Source organism: Mesorhizobium sp. M1B.F.Ca.ET.045.04.1.1 (genome assembly GCF_003952465.1).
In the GTDB taxonomy this organism is placed as follows: domain Bacteria; phylum Pseudomonadota; class Alphaproteobacteria; order Rhizobiales; family Rhizobiaceae; genus Mesorhizobium; species Mesorhizobium shonense.
This window is the reverse complement of the sequence record NZ_CP034448.1, coordinates 647,563-661,883: the sequence shown is the minus strand read 5'-3', so window position 1 is coordinate 661,883 and position 14,321 is coordinate 647,563. Positions and strand designations below refer to the sequence as shown.

The 14,321-nt window shown below is 64.8% G+C and carries 14 protein-coding genes and 1 pseudogene; 9 read left to right on the top strand and 6 right to left on the bottom strand.

Annotation, left to right across the window (positions count from 1 at the left end; genetic code table 11):
* Positions 1-35: 35 nt before the first annotated feature.
* The 4 genes from iolB to phnN all read left to right on the top strand — a co-directional run bounded on the left by iolB (position 36) and on the right by phnN (position 3,804).
* Complete coding sequence (gene iolB, locus EJ071_RS03100) at positions 36-848, top strand: 5-deoxy-glucuronate isomerase (protein WP_126096770.1); 813 nt, start codon at positions 36-38, stop codon at positions 846-848.
* A gap of 429 nt (positions 849-1,277) precedes the next feature.
* The gene (locus EJ071_RS03090; protein ID WP_126096769.1) at positions 1,278-1,985 is read left to right on the top strand and encodes a DUF1045 domain-containing protein; all 708 of its coding nucleotides are present in this window, start codon (positions 1,278-1,280) and stop codon (positions 1,983-1,985) included.
* A 56-nt stretch (positions 1,986-2,041) separates the two neighbouring features.
* On the top strand, positions 2,042-3,181 hold the full coding sequence (locus EJ071_RS03085; protein WP_126096768.1) for an alpha-D-ribose 1-methylphosphonate 5-triphosphate diphosphatase: 1,140 nt from the start codon (positions 2,042-2,044) through the stop codon (positions 3,179-3,181).
* A complete protein-coding gene (phnN, locus tag EJ071_RS03080) occupies positions 3,178-3,804 on the top strand; it encodes a phosphonate metabolism protein/1,5-bisphosphokinase (PRPP-forming) PhnN (protein WP_189521404.1) in 627 nt (208 codons plus the stop codon). The genes EJ071_RS03085 and phnN overlap by 4 nt, the downstream gene beginning before the upstream one ends.
* A gap of 324 nt (positions 3,805-4,128) precedes the next feature.
* Here phnN and EJ071_RS03070 read toward each other — a convergent pair whose 3' ends face one another.
* The 3 genes from EJ071_RS03070 to EJ071_RS03060 form a co-directional block, all read right to left on the bottom strand.
* Complete coding sequence (locus tag EJ071_RS03070) at positions 4,129-5,124, bottom strand: ABC transporter permease (RefSeq protein WP_126096767.1); 996 nt, start codon at positions 5,122-5,124, stop codon at positions 4,129-4,131.
* Entirely contained in the window at positions 5,121-6,692 is a 1,572-nt protein-coding gene (locus tag EJ071_RS03065) for a sugar ABC transporter ATP-binding protein (RefSeq protein ID WP_126102460.1), read from the bottom strand. Before EJ071_RS03065 ends, EJ071_RS03070 begins: the two co-directional genes overlap by 4 nt.
* A 138-nt stretch (positions 6,693-6,830) precedes the next feature.
* The gene (locus EJ071_RS03060; RefSeq protein ID WP_126096766.1) at positions 6,831-7,793 is read right to left on the bottom strand and encodes a sugar-binding protein; all 963 of its coding nucleotides are present in this window, start codon (positions 7,791-7,793) and stop codon (positions 6,831-6,833) included.
* Positions 7,794-8,406: 613 nt separating this feature from the next.
* Here EJ071_RS03060 and EJ071_RS03055 point away from each other — a divergent pair.
* The 5 genes and pseudogenes from EJ071_RS03055 (at position 8,407) to EJ071_RS03040 (ending at position 11,987) form a co-directional block, all read left to right on the top strand.
* Entirely contained in the window at positions 8,407-9,525 is a 1,119-nt protein-coding gene (locus EJ071_RS03055; RefSeq protein WP_189521403.1) for a LacI family DNA-binding transcriptional regulator, read from the top strand.
* Between the two features lie 68 nt (positions 9,526-9,593).
* The gene (locus tag EJ071_RS03050; protein ID WP_210211908.1) at positions 9,594-9,809 is read left to right on the top strand and encodes a DUF1778 domain-containing protein; all 216 of its coding nucleotides are present in this window, start codon (positions 9,594-9,596) and stop codon (positions 9,807-9,809) included.
* A gap of 116 nt (positions 9,810-9,925) precedes the next feature.
* A pseudogene (locus EJ071_RS40200) lies at positions 9,926-9,996 on the top strand (hypothetical protein); the annotation flags it as partial.
* Between the two features lie 35 nt (positions 9,997-10,031).
* Positions 10,032-11,048 carry a nitronate monooxygenase gene (locus tag EJ071_RS03045; protein ID WP_281058893.1) on the top strand — a complete coding sequence of 339 codons (1,017 nt, stop codon included), beginning with the start codon at positions 10,032-10,034 and terminating at the stop codon, positions 11,046-11,048.
* 138 nt (positions 11,049-11,186) lie between these two features.
* Positions 11,187-11,987: a class I SAM-dependent methyltransferase gene (locus tag EJ071_RS03040; protein ID WP_126096764.1), complete on the top strand. Its 801-nt coding sequence runs from the start codon at positions 11,187-11,189 to the stop codon at positions 11,985-11,987.
* Between the two features lie 58 nt (positions 11,988-12,045).
* Here EJ071_RS03040 and EJ071_RS03035 read toward each other — a convergent pair whose 3' ends face one another.
* The 3 genes from EJ071_RS03035 to iolG are packed head-to-tail and all read right to left on the bottom strand — an operon-like array spanning position 12,046 to position 14,276.
* Positions 12,046-12,312 carry a hypothetical protein gene (locus tag EJ071_RS03035; protein ID WP_126096763.1) on the bottom strand — a complete coding sequence of 89 codons (267 nt, stop codon included), beginning with the start codon at positions 12,310-12,312 and terminating at the stop codon, positions 12,046-12,048.
* Positions 12,312-13,250 carry a sugar phosphate isomerase/epimerase gene (locus tag EJ071_RS03030; RefSeq protein WP_126096762.1) on the bottom strand — a complete coding sequence of 313 codons (939 nt, stop codon included), beginning with the start codon at positions 13,248-13,250 and terminating at the stop codon, positions 12,312-12,314. Before EJ071_RS03030 ends, EJ071_RS03035 begins: the two co-directional genes overlap by 1 nt.
* 33 nt (positions 13,251-13,283) lie before the next feature.
* Positions 13,284-14,276: an inositol 2-dehydrogenase gene (gene iolG / locus EJ071_RS03025; protein ID WP_126096761.1), complete on the bottom strand. Its 993-nt coding sequence runs from the start codon at positions 14,274-14,276 to the stop codon at positions 13,284-13,286.
* Between the last annotated feature and the right edge of the window lie 45 nt (positions 14,277-14,321).

The following is a 14,321-nucleotide window of genomic DNA, read 5'->3' as shown; positions in this document are numbered from 1 at the left end:
CAACCGGCCGAAGCCGATATGGATAGGAGACAAAAATGTCGAAACTGCTCGTCAAGGCCGACAAGGGCCACGGCCATGTCGCTCACGTCACGCCGCAAAGCGCCGGCTGGACTTACGTGGGTTTCGATCTTCACCGTCTGCGGCCGGGCGAAACGGCGGCCGGCAAGACGGGCGATCGCGAGGTCTGCCTGGTTTTCGTCACCGGCAAGGGCAAGGCCTCAGCCAGCGGCAAGGATCTCGGGCTGCTCGGCGCGCGCATGTCGCCCTTCGAGGGCAAGCCCTGGTCGGTCTATGTGCCGCAAGGATCCGACTGGTCGGTGACCGCCGACACCGAGCTTGAGCTCGCCGTCTGCTCGGCGCCGGGCCTCGGCGGCGGCCTGCCCGCCCGCGTCATTTCACCCGACGATCTCGGCCAGGAAGTGCGCGGCAAGGGCACCAACACCCGCTACGTCACCAACATCCTGCCCGAGGGCAAGCCGGCCGATTCGCTGCTGGTGGTCGAGGTGATCACGCCCGGCGGCCACACATCGAGCTATCCGCCGCACAAGCACGACCAGGACAATCTCCCTGCGGAATCCTATCTCGAGGAGACCTATTACCATCGCCTCAACCCGCCGCAGGGCTTTGCCTTCCAGCGTGTCTACACCGACGCCGACAGGAACGGCGTGCGCGACCTGGACGAGGCGATAGCGATCGAGGACGGCGATGTCGTGCTGGTGCCGAAGGGCTACCACCCTTGCGCGGCCTGCCACGGCTACGATCTCTATTATCTCAACGTCATGGCCGGCCCCAAACGGACGTGGAAATTCCACAACGCTACCGAACACGAGTGGCTGATGAAGGCGTGAGGGTTCTGGATGTCATCGTTTGACGGCAGATGACAGATAGTCCCTTGTTAGGAAGCGACAATTTTCAGAGTAGGCGCCGCCCCTCATCCCCCTGCCGGGACCTTCTCCCCGTATAGTGACGGGGAGAAGGGGCTGGTCGCAACCGCAGCGCCTTCTTGCAACGCTGGTGATTGGCGAAACCGACGATGAGAGCGCCCCTCTCCCCGCCACTATACGGGGAGAGGATGCCGGCAGGCAGGTGAGGGGCGGCGCCGACGCCTGAAAGGGTGACGGGCGAATTCAAATCGGCCGGCAATGCAAAGCTATTGGTCCAGTTCGGGAAAATCGTCGGCTAAGGACCGCCAGGGTCTGTCTGCCTTCGAAAACCCATGAAAGCTTCGTCAATCCGTCATGGAAATCACCTATGGCGGGGTCTGACGAGGTTCTTTCATGCGCTACGCCATCTATTTCACCCCACGGCAGGACGAGCCGCTGGCGCGCATCGCCGCCAATTGGCTCGGCCGCGACCCTTTCGGCGCGGCGGCGCGGCCGGTCGAGGCTGTGGCTGAGCTGTCGGCGGCGGAAGTTGCGTTCCACACCGCCTCGGCGCGGCGCTACGGGTTCCATGCGACGCTGAAGGCGCCGTTCGGGCTGGCGCCGAACGAGACGGAGGCGTCGCTTCGCGAAGCGCTCGACAATTTCGCCGAAGTCACGTCGCCGGTCGTCATTCCCCGCCTCGTCGTCGGCCAGATCGACGGCTTTTTCGCGCTGGTGCCGGAGGCGCCGTTGCCTCCGCTCAATGGCTTTGCCGGCGAGGTCGTGCGCGCCTTCGACCGCTTCCGCGCGCCGCTGACCGAAGCCGAGATCGAGCGCCGCAGCCCCGATTCGTTGAAGCCGGACGAGTTCCGCAACCTCTGCCAGTGGGGCTATCCTTACGTTTTCGAGACGTTCCGCTTCCACATGACGCTGTCCGGCCGCGTCGGGCCACAGGAAAGCCCACGTCTTCGTGCAGCAATCGACAGCCTGTTCGCGGACGTGCTGCCGCACCCGGTTCCGGTGGATGCGCTGACGCTCTTCGTCGAGACCGAACCGGGTGCCCCTTTCATGGTGCTCTCCCACCATGCGCTTGGCCGCCGCCCGGCCAGAAAAACCGCCTGATTTGACCACCCGCTACGACCGCCCGATATGGATCGCTTGAGATAGGACTGCCTGAAATGACCGCCGAGACCGTTTTGAACAATGCCCGCATACTGCTGCCCGACGAGATCGTCGAGGGCTCGCTGCTGCTGCGCGATGGCCTTATTGCCGCGATCGAGCCGGGCGCCACCCGTGTCGGCGAAGACATGGGCGGCGATTACATCATCCCGGGTCTCGTCGAACTGCACACCGACCATCTCGAAGGCCACTACGCGCCGCGTCCGAAAGTGCGCTGGAACCCGATCGCCGCCGTGCTTGCCCATGACGCGCAGGTAGCGACCGCCGGCATCACCACCGTGCTCGATGCCTTGCGCGTCGGCATGGATGAGGATGCCGACCTGAAGTCCGACGACGTTCGCAAGCTCGCCGACGCCATCGAGGACAGCGTCAGACAGGATCGGCTCAGGGCCGACCATTTCATCCATCTGCGCTGCGAGGTCTCGGCGCCGGACTGCCTCGAGGCCTTCGCCAATTTCGAGACCGACGACCGGGTGAAGCTCGCCTCGCTGATGGACCATGCGCCGGGCCAGCGCCAGTTCGTCAACCTCGAGACCTATGCCTATTACTATCAGCGCAAGCTGAAGCTGACCGACCGCGACTTCCAGAAATTCTGCGAGAAGCGGATGGCGGAATCGGCCAGCAATTCCGGCCCGAACCGCGTCTTCATCTCCGCCGCCTGCCAGGAGCGCGGCATCGTGCTCGCCAGCCATGACGACGCGACGGCCGGCCATGTCGACGAGGCGATTGCGCAAGGCGTGCGCGTCGCCGAATTCCCGACCACCGAAGAGGCGGCAAGGGCCTCGAAGGCGGCAGGCCTCGGCGTGCTGATGGGCGCGCCCAACGTCATGCGCGGCGCCTCGCATTCCGGCAATGTCTCGGCCAGGGCGCTCGCCGGCGACGGCCTGCTCGACATCCTGTCGTCCGACTACATCCCCTTCAGCCTGATCCAGTCGGCCTTCTTCCTCGGCGACGTCGTCGAAGGCATCTCGCTGCCGCAAGCGGTCGCCATGGTCTCGAAGAACCCGGCCGAAGCGGTCGGCCTCACCGATCGCGGCATCATCGAGCCGGGCCGCCGCGCCGATCTGGTGCGCGTGCGCGTCGACGATCACGTGCCGGTCGTGCGCACCGTGTGGCGCCAGGGCAGGCGTGTCGCATGATGGTTTCGGCGTTGATCGAACGCGAACTGACTGAGACCCTTCCCATCCGCAACGGCGTCTTCGTCGCGGTCGTCGGTCCGAGCGGCGCCGGCAAGGACACGGTGATCGGCTACGCCAAAGCGCGCTTTGCCGGCGAGACGCGGCTGGAATTCGTGCGCCGCGTCATAACGCGGCCGAGCGATTCCGCCAGCGAGGATCACGACACGCTGGCCGACGCCGCCTTCGCCGAGGCGGAGGCCGACGGCGCCTTCGCCATCTGCTGGGACGCTCATGGCCTGCGCTACGGCCTGCCGGCCGATGTCGACTGGGCGGTCGCCAACGGCCATGTCGCGGTGGCCAACGTCTCACGCGCCGTCATCCCGGTGTTGCGCGAGCGCTACGCCAATCTTGCGGTGGTCGAGATCACCGCGACGCCGGAAATCCTCGCCGAGCGGCTGGCGGCGCGCGGCCGTGAATCGCGCGGCGAGGTATTGGCGCGCCTGGCGCGCAGCACGAGCGTGACGCTTTCCGGACCGGACGTCACCTCCATCGACAACAGCGGCGCCAGGGAGATCGCCGGCGAGCGCTTCGCCGAGGTGCTGCGCAAGGCGATGGCGTTCTCGGATCTGTCGGATCAGATCTAGGATGGTTGATGTTCAGATGAGGCCGGCCTGCAAGTGGGGAGGTCGAGCAGAGACTTATTGACGTAGGCGCTGCCCCTCATTGCCCTGCCGGGCATTTCTCCCCGTATAGTGACGGGGAGAAACGGGCTGGCCGCAGCCTCGGTGCCTTTCTTGCAACGTTCGAAATTGGCGAAATCATCGAAGAGAGCGCCCCTCTCCCCGTCACTATACGGGGAGAGAATGCCGGCAGGCAGGTGAGGGGCAGCGCCAACGTTAGAAGAAGGTGCGCGGCACGCGAAAATCGAAACTTGCTCCGCAGCCTGCCGCGGGTTCGAAACGACAGAACTACTCCGCCGGCGCGCCGGCGACGTTTCGGCGCGTCGCTTCCAGCATCCGGCGCCGGGCGCGGAAGACGCCCCATTGCTGGTCGACCAGCACGCCGATCAGGATCACCCCGCCCATCACCGCAAAGTTGAGCGAGGAGGGGATGCCGAGCAGGTTGACCAGGTTCTGCAGCTCCTGCAGCAGCACGGTGCCCAGGATGACGCCGACCAGCGAGCCCTCGCCGCCGCGCAGCGAAAAGCCGCCGAGCACGGCCGCGGCGATCGCGTAAAGCTCGTAGAACTGGCCGTGGCTGGCCGGCGAGATCGAGCGCGTGTACATGGCGAAATAGATCGCCGAGAGCGCCGTCAGCACGCCGCAGATGACATAGGCGGCGATCACGATGCGCCCGGTGCGGATGCCCGAATATTTCGCCGCCTCCTCGTTCTTGCCGATGGCGTAGAGGTAGCGTCCGAACACCGAGCGGTGCAGCACCACCCACATGACGATGGCGATCACGATCAGCGCGATGAAGCTGTTCGGCACGCCATAGGAACGGCCCGCGGTCAGGAATTCGAGGTCCGGGAAATTCTGGCCGAAAGCAAAACCCGCCGTGCCGTCGGCGGTGTAGAAGCGCGCGACGCCGCGATAGATCAAGAGGCCGCAGAGCGTTACCACGAAAGGCTGCATCTTGAGCCGCGTGATCAGCCAGCCATGCACGAAGCCGATGATGGCGCCGAGCACGATGATCAGAACGAAGGCCAGCGGCCAGTCCATCTCGCGCACGGCGATGAAGTCGATGAACAGCGTGCCGAGCAGCGCCACCAGCGAGCCGACCGAGAGCTCGATGCCGCCGGTGATGATGACGAATGCCTGGCCGATGGAGAGGATGCCGAACAGCCCGATCAGGTTGGAGGTGTTGGCAAGGTTGATCGGCAAAAGGAAGCGCGGGTTGATGGCCGTCACCACCGCGCCGACCACCAGGATCAGGACCAGCAGGCCGAGATCTTTCTTGCTCATTGCGCTCCTCCCGCCGCTTGCGCCAGCCTGGGCTTCTTGCCCACCGCCAGCAAAAGCACGTTCTCCTGGCTGAAATCGTTCCGGTCCAAAATGCCGGAGATCTGCCCCTCATGCATGACCGCGATGCGGTCCGAGACGCCGATCACCTCTTCCATGTCGCTGGAAATCATAAGCACCGCGACGCCGGCGTCCGCGAGCGACCGCATCAGCCCATAGATCTCGGCCTTGGCGCCGATGTCGATGCCGCGCGTCGGCTCGTCGAGGATCATCACCTTGGGGTTCATCGCCAGCCATTTGGCCAAAACCACCTTCTGCTGGTTGCCGCCCGAAAGCGTGCCGGTGCGGGTCAGGACCGACGGCGCCTTGATGCCGAGATTCTTCTTCTGCTTTTCGGCGGTGGCGAGCTCGGCGCCGGCTGAGACCAGCGATCGCTTCGCATGCGCCGGCAAATTGGGCAGCGAAATATTCTGCGCGATCGACAGGTCGAGCAATATGCCGGTAAGCTTGCGGTCTTCCGGCACCAGGAAGATGCCGTTGGCCACCGCATCGGCGGCGGACGTAACATTTAGCGCCTTGCCGTCCAAGCTGACACTGCCGCCGAGCCGCTCATCGATGCCGAACAGCACCCTCGCAAGTTCGGTGCGGCCGGAGCCGACCAGGCCGGCAAGGCCGAGGATTTCGCCGCGTCGAAGGTCCAAGCTGACCGGCCGGTCGGGATAAGTGCTCGTGCGCACGGCATTTGCCGAGAGCGCGACGCCGCCCGGAGCGCGTCCCGCTTCGGCGGCCTTCTCGCGCTCCTTCAGCATGCGCCCGATCATCAGTTTGACCATCTGGTCGTGGTTGATCTCGCTCTTGGGCAGCGTGCCCGCAAGCATGCCGTCGCGCAGCACGACGACGCGGTCGGCGACGCGCTCGACCTCGTGCAGGCGGTGCGAGATGAAGATGACGCTGATGCCTTCCGCCCGCAGCCCCTTGATCACGTCGAGCAGCTTTTCGGTCTCGGCGATCGGCAGGCTGGAGGTCGGCTCGTCGAGGATCACCAGACGCGCCTTGATCGACAGCGCCTTGGCGATCTCGACCATCTGCTGCTGCGCCAGCGACAGCGAGGCAACCGGCGCATCGGCCGAGAAATTGGCGCCGACACGCTTCAACAGCGGCGCCGCCATCTGCCGCAGCTTCGCGCGGTCGACCAGCCTCAGCGGCCCGGCCTTCAGCGGCTCGCGGCCGAAGAAGATGTTGGCGGCGACGTCGAGGTTTTCGAACAGGTTGAGTTCCTGGTGCACGAAGGCGATGCCGGAGCCGATGCTGGCTTCCACGGTCAGTCCGTCATGCGCGACGCCGTCGACGATGACGGTGCCGCTGTCCGGCCGCGTCACGCCGCCGAGAATCTTCATCAGCGTCGATTTTCCGGCGCCGTTTTCGCCGACCAGGCCGATCACCTCGCCCGGCCCGACCTCCATGGAGAACCCGTCCAGCGCCACGACGCCGGGATAGGTCTTGCGCACGGCTTCGAGGCTCAGGAACGGAGCGGTCGTCGATTGAGCGAAGGATGTCTCGGAATAATTCATCACGCCATGATTCACCGCGCCACAATTCATGACGCTCGCCAGCAGCCGGTGGGCTACAGACTGACGGGCCTTCTCGGGCCCGTCAATACGGACGCCGGCTCAAGGCGCGGACCTTGAGCCGGCGCAACTGTGCATCGATTACTTGCCAGCCATCGCCTTCAGGTTGGCGGCATAGGCGTCGACATCGTCCTTGCCGATGATCTTGGTCGGCACGATGATCAGCCCGTTCTCCGGAATGCCCGACTTGTCGCCCTTGAGGTAGGAAGCCATCAGCTTCATGCCCTGGTAGGCCCATTCGAACGGCTGCTGCACCACGGTCGCGGCGACGGTGCCTTCCTTGACGCCGCCCAGCGTGATCGGATCGTCGTCGAAGCCGACGACGGTGATCGACCCCAGCTTGCCGGCGTCGCGCAACGCTTCATAGATGCGCGGCGTGTTGTAGGAATAGAAGCCGACCATGCAGGTGATGTCGGGGCTGGCGACCAGCGCGTCCTCGACGTTCTTCTTGGCGCGCGCCTGGTCGATGTCGTCGCCGCGCACGTCCACCAGCTCGATCTTGCTGCCGGCGAGCCCGTCCTTCATGCCCTGGATGCGTTCCTTGGCGTTGTCGGCGCCGAGCAGGCCGACGAAGCCCAGGCACTTGCCGCCGTCGGGCATCGCTTTCTTGGCGATCTCGGCCGCCTGCTTGCCGGCATCGACGTTGGACGAGCCGATATAGGCGACGCGCTTGGTCTGCGGGGCGTCCGAGTCGGTGGTGAACAGCGCGGTCTCGGAGGCGATCTTGTTCAGCCCGTCGGTCGACGTTTTGGGATCGACGGCGGAGACCATGATGCCCTTGACGCCTGCCGTCACCAGATCGTCCATCAGGCGCTGCTGGATGGCGACGGACGACTGCTCCGGATACTTCAGCTCGAGAGTGTAGTCGGGCAGTTCGCCCTGCGCCTTCTTCACGCCGGCTTCCGCCGCCTTCCAGAAGTCTGACGCGCCGTTGACGACGAAGGCCAGCGTCGGCTTGTCGTCGGCGCGCACGGTTGCGCTGGCCGACAGGCCGAGCAACAGGGCCGCCGCGGCGACGGATGCGTTACGGATCATGGAATTCATGGTTCAACCTCCCTTTTGAAAACTCATCGCTGATGTCTCGGCTGCGGCCCGGACGCCCTCCTCCTCACGGGGCTTGCCCAAGATCTGGCAACTTAAGAACGGCGCCAATCCAGCCGCGAGCCGAACTCTAGACACTGATTTGTCGTTCGTAAATAGTCCGATTTGTCTGACATTTTCGTGATTGGTGCGGCGGCCCCTTCCGGCGACGGCCGGCTCGAATGCGCGCCGCACGATGCGTCTTGCCGCCACCGCTCCGAGCTCTGGCCGGTCACGACGAGTTGACAGTAGGACGCTTACGGCTATTAGTAAATAGTATTAGTTATCGAGCTGAATGGACGCATCTGCGGCGGAGGAGAGCGTAGCCTACGGCAGTGTCGGGAGGAAGGAAGCAGCGGCGGTGAGAATCCGCCATCCCGGGAAATTTCGCGCAATTCGTCAGCTTTGCTGACCCTTCCCCGGTCGTTTCGTCGGTATGCGGTGCGGCTGGTACGAACTATGCCGTATGTGCTAATAGTTATAATCAAAGCGCGTTTTCGATAAATGCGCCGGACGAAAACCATCTTGCCGTTGCTCCGGCCTTTGCTAAACCACTGGCCGGGTTTGGGAAACGACCATGAGCGAACCGACGGAACTGCGCGATCCCCCGGAAGCCTCGAGGCGCCGCAAGCCATCGGCCAAGCCAAAAGGTCGAGTCACCATGACCGACATCGCGAGGGCTGCCGGCTGCTCGCAGGCGACGGTCTCCTTCGTGCTCAACAATTCGCCGGGCATCAGGCTGTCGCAGCAGACGCGCGACCGGGTGATCGAGGCCGCGCGATTGCTGGGTTACTCGCCGCCGGTCTTTTCGGCGCTCCGCCCGCCCGTCACGCCCTTCGAGGGGCTGGACGGCGTCATCGGCTTTGCAGTCGACCAGCTCGCCACCAGCCCCGAAGCGGTGGTCGCCATCGAGGGCGCGCGCCAGGCATCATGGAACGCCGGCAACGTGCTCCTGGTGGCGCAGACCATGGGCGATGCGGTGATGGAGCCGCGCGCTGTTTCAGCGCTGACGCGGCGCGGCATCTCGGCGCTGATCTACATGACCATCTTCACCCGCGAGATCACCGCGCCCGAGTTCCTCTACAGCCTCGACATCCCGGTCATCCTGCTCAACTGCTACACCGCCGATTACGCCTTCCCGGCCGTGGTGCCCTCCGAGATCGCCGGCGGCCAGAGCTCCACCCGGCACCTGATCAGCCACGGCCACCGCCGCATCGCCACCATCACCGGCGAGCCGTGGATGCAGGCCGCGCAGGATCGGCTGAAAGGCTATCGCCGCGCTTTGGCCACCGCCGACATCCCTTTCGACCCGGAGCTGGTGGTCGAGGGCGACTGGTCGGCCAGCGCCGGCTACGCGGCAACCGTCAGGTTGCTCGCGCTCAAGGACCGCCCGACGGCGATCTTCTGCCAGAACGACCGCACGGCGATCGGCTGCTACGAGGCGCTGAAGGAAGCCGGCCTGCATATTCCGCAGGACATTTCCGTGGTCGGCTATGACGACGAGGAGATCGCCCGCCACCTGTTCCCGCCGCTGACGACATCGATCCTGCCGCATCTGGCCATGGGCCAATGGGCGATCGAGCAGCTGGAGACGCCGCCGACGCCAGGGCGCGGGCGCTATCCCATCACCAAGCTGGAATGCCCGCTGGTGGAAAGGGAGAGCGTGGCGAGCGTGAAGGGAGCGGCAGCAGGATGAGACCCCGTAAGGATGCGGCGCGAAAGGATGATGTGATTCAGATTCGGGCACCGGCGGGGACGAAGGCTATGCTTAGCCGCGCCGCGACTTTGCGCGGGCAGAAACTGTCGGAGTTCGTGCTGGACAGCGCCCGCAGGCAGGCCGAGGAAACCATTCTCGATCAGCGCATCTTCTTTCTCGATACCGACGCGCATGAAAAATTTCTTGATCTGCTTGATGCCCCGAATAAGCCGGCCGAAGAACTTCGCGCGCGTATGGCCCGCATGCCCGTCTGGGGGCGCTGATGCCGCTGGTAGGGGCAACCGTGGCGAGCGTGCCCGCACAATTGCGGTGACCTGGGCCTGACACAGGCCTATGCTGAGCGGGCGTATGTTCCTTCCTCGACACAGGAAAGACGCTCATGTGGCCGAACCGCCGTCTGTGCGACCTGCTGAAGATCGAGCATCCCATCATCCAGGCTCCGATGGCCGGCTCGGCGACGCCGGAACTCGCCGCGGCGGTGAGCAATGCCGGCGGATTGGTCTCTCGGCTGCGCATCGATGCTGCCGGACGGCCTGCGCTACGTTGTGCGCCAGATGCGCGCCTCGACCGAGCGTCCGTTCAACCTCAATTTCTTCGTCTGCCCGCAAGCGAGCACCAGCGATGCCGTCCTGGCGCGGGCCATCGAAAGGCTGCGGCCCTATTACGAGGAACTGGCGCTCGGGGAACCGCCGGCGAGGCTTCCGCCGATGGGGCCAGGTTTCGACGAGGCCAGACTTGATCTGGTGCTCGAGATCCAGCCGCCGGTCGTGAGCTTTCACTTCGGCATGCCGGATGCGGCTGCCGTCGGCAGGCTGAAGCAGGCAGCAATCGTAATCCTCAGCACCGCGACGAATGTCGCTGAGGCGCGCAAGCTTGCCGACAGTGGAGCCGATGCGGTCATAGCCCAGGGGTGGGAGGCGGGAGGCCACCGGGGTTCGCATGCCCCCAACAGCTCCGGCGATGGCGTGGGCACGATGGCGCTGGTTCCCCAGGTCGTCGATGCCGTCAAGCTCCCGGTCATCGCCGCGGGAGGCATTGCCGACGGCCGAGGCATCGCCGCTGCGTTTGCTCTTGGCGCCAGCGGCGTGCAGATCGGCACCGGCTTCCTGTCCTGCGACGAAGCCGGCACCGACGGACCGCGCCGCGCCCTGATCCGCTCCGCCACGGACATGGACACGATAGTCACCGATGCCTTCTCGGGCCGCGCTGCGCGGGCGAAACGAACACGCTACGCGCTGGAGATGGAGGAGAACCGAACGCGTCTCCCGGACTTCCCGCAAATGTTCGTGCTCAGCGCCCCGCTCGGCAACGCCGACACGAAAGGAGATTTCGCCTTTCATCTCTACGGGCAGGCGGCCGCCTTGAACAGGGAGCTTCCGGCGGGACAGCTAATGCGCACGCTTGTCGCCGAGGCGAGGGGGATATTCGATACGCTTTCGGCGCGTCGGCGCGATGAAGTGCGTTCGTGCGAACCCCATAAAAAACCGGAGGATCCGCGATAGCGAATAGGTGGCGATCGTGAAGTCGCCCACATAAGCGCCCCCACCTGCGCCGCTATCCTTGCCGTAACGATTGCTTCGCGCCTTGGCAGCAACGCCGTCGAGGTTTAGCTTGGGCTCATAAAGTGGGGAGCGCCTCCGATGACCTCAAGTTTCACCGTTCATGCAGCGTCCGGCTATGAGCAGCTCATGGGACGCTGGAGCCGCAGGCTCGCGCCCAAGTTCGTAGACTTCGCCGGCGTGGGCGGCGGCGAAAAAATCCTCGATGTCGGCTGCGGCACCGGCAGCCTGACCTTCGAGCTGGCGAAATCCGCCGCTCTCGCCGAGATCCAGGCCATCGACTTCTCAGCCGTCTTCGTCGCGGCGGCCAAGGAGAGAAACACCGATCCGCGCATCACCATCAGCCAAGCGGACGCCACCGCGCTGCCTTTCGCGGACGATGCGTTCGACCGTGCGCTGGCGCTGCTCGTGCTGCACTTCGTGCCTGAGGCCGGCAAGGCGGTGGCCGAGATGCGCCGCGTCGTGCGGCCGGGCGGCGTAGTCGCGGCCGTGGTGTGGGATCATCTCGGCGGCATGCCCGGCATGCGCATGATGATCGACACGGTTGCCGCGCTCAGCGAAGGCGGCCGCCAGATGCGCAATCGCTATTGTTTCCAGCCGATGATGCAACCCGGCGAAATGAAGCGGACCTTCGTCGAACAGGGCTTGGCCGATGTCACCGAGACCGAGCTGATGATCCGGATGGATTATGAGAATTTCGATGACTACTGGGCGCCGATCGGTGCCGGCGAAGGCCCGCTCGGCAAATACATGACCACGCTCGATGGGGCCGAGCGCACGCGCGTCGAGGCTGCGGTTCGCGACGCTTATGAAGCCGGACGTCCTGATGGTCCGAGGTCGTTCGCGAATGTCGCCTGGGCATGTCGGGGCATCGTGCCCTAAAGCAATTCCAGGAAAAGTGTGAAGCGGTTTTCCGTCCGGAATTGCGGAAAACAAACACTTACCGCGATCTAAGTTGAGCGCGCACCGCATCGCGAAAGCTGCGGAAGCTGAGGAATCCGAGCAGCGCAAGCAGCCTGATCAGCGTCGTGGTGGGCAGGCCGGTCGCCTCGGCCATGCCGGCCGCCGTCATGAAAGCGGCGTCGGCCCATCGGCCGCGCAGGAAATCGCCGAGTGGCGGATGCTTGGCGACCAGCTTCGGCTCGCACCCCAGCGCCGCGACCAGGCCCGGCGGCGGAGCCGGCCTTCCGGGCCGATCCGCCCGCATCAAGCCAGGTTGATGGCGACGTTGCGCAGCAACGCCACGGATTTGCGCATGCCTTCCATCGGCGACAGCATCATGTCCTCGTGCTCGATGGAGAGCACGTCGTCGTAGCCGACCTGTTTCAGCGCGACGCAGAACTGCCGCCACCAGGTCTCACCGTGACCGTAGCCCAGCGTGATGTAATTCCAGGCCCGATCGGCATAGTGGTCTGGCGGACGCGCGTCGAGCACGCCGTCGATGGCCGCCGGTATCGGTTCGATGCGAGTATCCTTCGCATGTACATAGTAGATCGCAGAGCCCAGCCTGCGCACGGCAGCGATGGGATCGGCGCCCATCCAGAGCGGGTGGCTCGGATCATAGTTCGCGCCGACCGTCTCGCCGACTGCGTCACGCAGCCGCAACAGCGTCTGGACGTTGTAGACGGCCTGATGGCCGTGCAGTTCCAGGCAGAGTTTTCCGATGCCAAGATTGTTCGCGAACTTCACCAGATCGCGCCAGTAGGGAATGATGCAATCGTCCCACTGGTAGCGCAGGATGTCGGCGCATTCGGGCGGCCAGTCGGTGATGATCCAGTTGGGGTTGGCATCGCCAGGACCGCCGGGCAAGCCGGACATCATCACCACGCGATCGATGCCCATCAGGCTCGCCAGCCGGATCGTATCCTCGGTCACCTGATGGTGCTTCCTGCCCTGCGGCCCCGGATGCAGCGGATTGCCCGAGCAGTTGAGCGCCGCGATCGTCAGCCCGTGATCCCTGACCTTGGCTGCGAATTCCGCGCGCGTGGAACTGCTGTCCAGCATCGCCTGCAGATCGATATGCGGCGCGGACGACCAGTTGCCGCAGGCGAACTCCAGGGTCTCCAGTCCGAGTTCGGCCGAGGCGCGAAGCATCTCGTCAAAGGAAAGATTGCCCAGGCTGTCGGTGATCATGCCAATCTTCATCTCGGGACTCCCGTTTGACTTGAGACCATCCGCTCAGGGCTTCACAGGCTCGAACCTGCCGGACCTGGCGGAGGCAAGGGCCGCCTCGCAAAGGATCATGGCCTTGCGGCCGTCGCTGGCCGTGACGGCGGGCTTGCTGCCGGTTTCGACGCAAGTGATGAAGTGATCGATCTCCGATGCGTAGGACTCGGCGTAGCGTTCGACGAAGAAATAGAAGGGCTTGTCGCGCGATATGCCCCTGTCGCTGTACATCTCTACCGAGGTCGGCATCCGGTTGCCGGCCTGCAGCATGCCGTCGGCGCCATGCACCTCGATGCGCTGGTCGTAGCCATAGGCGGCCCTGACGCTGTTGTTGATGTGGCACTGCCGGCCGGACGCGGTTCGCAGGATGAACATCGCGGTGTCGTAATCGCCGAGCTTCCGGTATTGCGGCGCCACCAGCGAGGAGCCGGTGGCGAAGAGTTCGACCGGCTCCTCGCCGAGCAGGTTCCGAGCCATGTCGAAGTCGTGGATGGTCATTTCGCGAAAGACGCCCCCACCCCCGGCCAGCGCTTCCTCGGTTTCGGGTTCGGGGTCGCGGCTTGTGATGATGACCTGTTCGACGGCGCCGATCTCGCCGCCGGCAAGGCGCTCCTTCAGCGCCCGGAAGCTCGGATCGAAGCGGCGGTTGAAGCCGATCTGGAACGGCACGCCCGCTTTCTCGACCGCGGCCAGGCATTCGTCCGTGCGCTTGAGGTCGAGATCGATCGGCTTCTCGCAGAAGATCGCCTTGCCTTTCGCCGCCGCGGCCATGGCAAGCTCGGCATGCGTGCGCGTCGCCGAAGCGATGAACACCATTTTCACCGACGGATCGTTCATCACCGCCTCGGTGTCGGCGATCTCGGCACCGGTAACGGCAGCGACCTTGGCGGCGGCCTCGCGGTTGGGATCGACGATGTAGCGCAGCCGCACCCTTGGATGACGCGCGAGATTGCCCGCGTGCACACGGCCGATCAGTCCCACCCCGAACAGACAAACATCCATCATGCGTTCGACTTTCCTGTCAGGTCGCGCCTGTCGTGGCACGTTCAT

Excerpts from the sequence above, each read along its gene's own strand:
- iolB (WP_126096770.1), top strand. The coding sequence starts at position 36 with ATGTCGAAACTGCTCGTCAAGGCCGACAAGGGCCACGGCCATGTCGCT.
- EJ071_RS03090 (WP_126096769.1), top strand. The coding sequence starts at position 1,278 with ATGCGCTACGCCATCTATTTCACCCCACGGCAGGACGAGCCGCTGGCG.
- EJ071_RS03085 (WP_126096768.1), top strand. The coding sequence starts at position 2,042 with ATGACCGCCGAGACCGTTTTGAACAATGCCCGCATACTGCTGCCCGAC.
- phnN (WP_189521404.1), top strand. The coding sequence starts at position 3,178 with ATGATGGTTTCGGCGTTGATCGAACGCGAACTGACTGAGACCCTTCCC.
- EJ071_RS03070 (WP_126096767.1), bottom strand. The coding sequence starts at position 5,124 with ATGAGCAAGAAAGATCTCGGCCTGCTGGTCCTGATCCTGGTGGTCGGC.
- EJ071_RS03065 (WP_126102460.1), bottom strand. The coding sequence starts at position 6,692 with ATGAATTATTCCGAGACATCCTTCGCTCAATCGACGACCGCTCCGTTC.
- EJ071_RS03060 (WP_126096766.1), bottom strand. The coding sequence starts at position 7,793 with ATGAATTCCATGATCCGTAACGCATCCGTCGCCGCGGCGGCCCTGTTG.
- EJ071_RS03055 (WP_189521403.1), top strand. The coding sequence starts at position 8,407 with ATGAGCGAACCGACGGAACTGCGCGATCCCCCGGAAGCCTCGAGGCGC.
- EJ071_RS03050 (WP_210211908.1), top strand. The coding sequence starts at position 9,594 with ATGCTTAGCCGCGCCGCGACTTTGCGCGGGCAGAAACTGTCGGAGTTC.
- EJ071_RS03045 (WP_281058893.1), top strand. The coding sequence starts at position 10,032 with ATGCCGGCGGATTGGTCTCTCGGCTGCGCATCGATGCTGCCGGACGGC.
- EJ071_RS03040 (WP_126096764.1), top strand. The coding sequence starts at position 11,187 with ATGACCTCAAGTTTCACCGTTCATGCAGCGTCCGGCTATGAGCAGCTC.
- EJ071_RS03035 (WP_126096763.1), bottom strand. The coding sequence starts at position 12,312 with ATGCGGGCGGATCGGCCCGGAAGGCCGGCTCCGCCGCCGGGCCTGGTC.
- EJ071_RS03030 (WP_126096762.1), bottom strand. The coding sequence starts at position 13,250 with ATGAAGATTGGCATGATCACCGACAGCCTGGGCAATCTTTCCTTTGAC.
- iolG (WP_126096761.1), bottom strand. The coding sequence starts at position 14,276 with ATGATGGATGTTTGTCTGTTCGGGGTGGGACTGATCGGCCGTGTGCAC.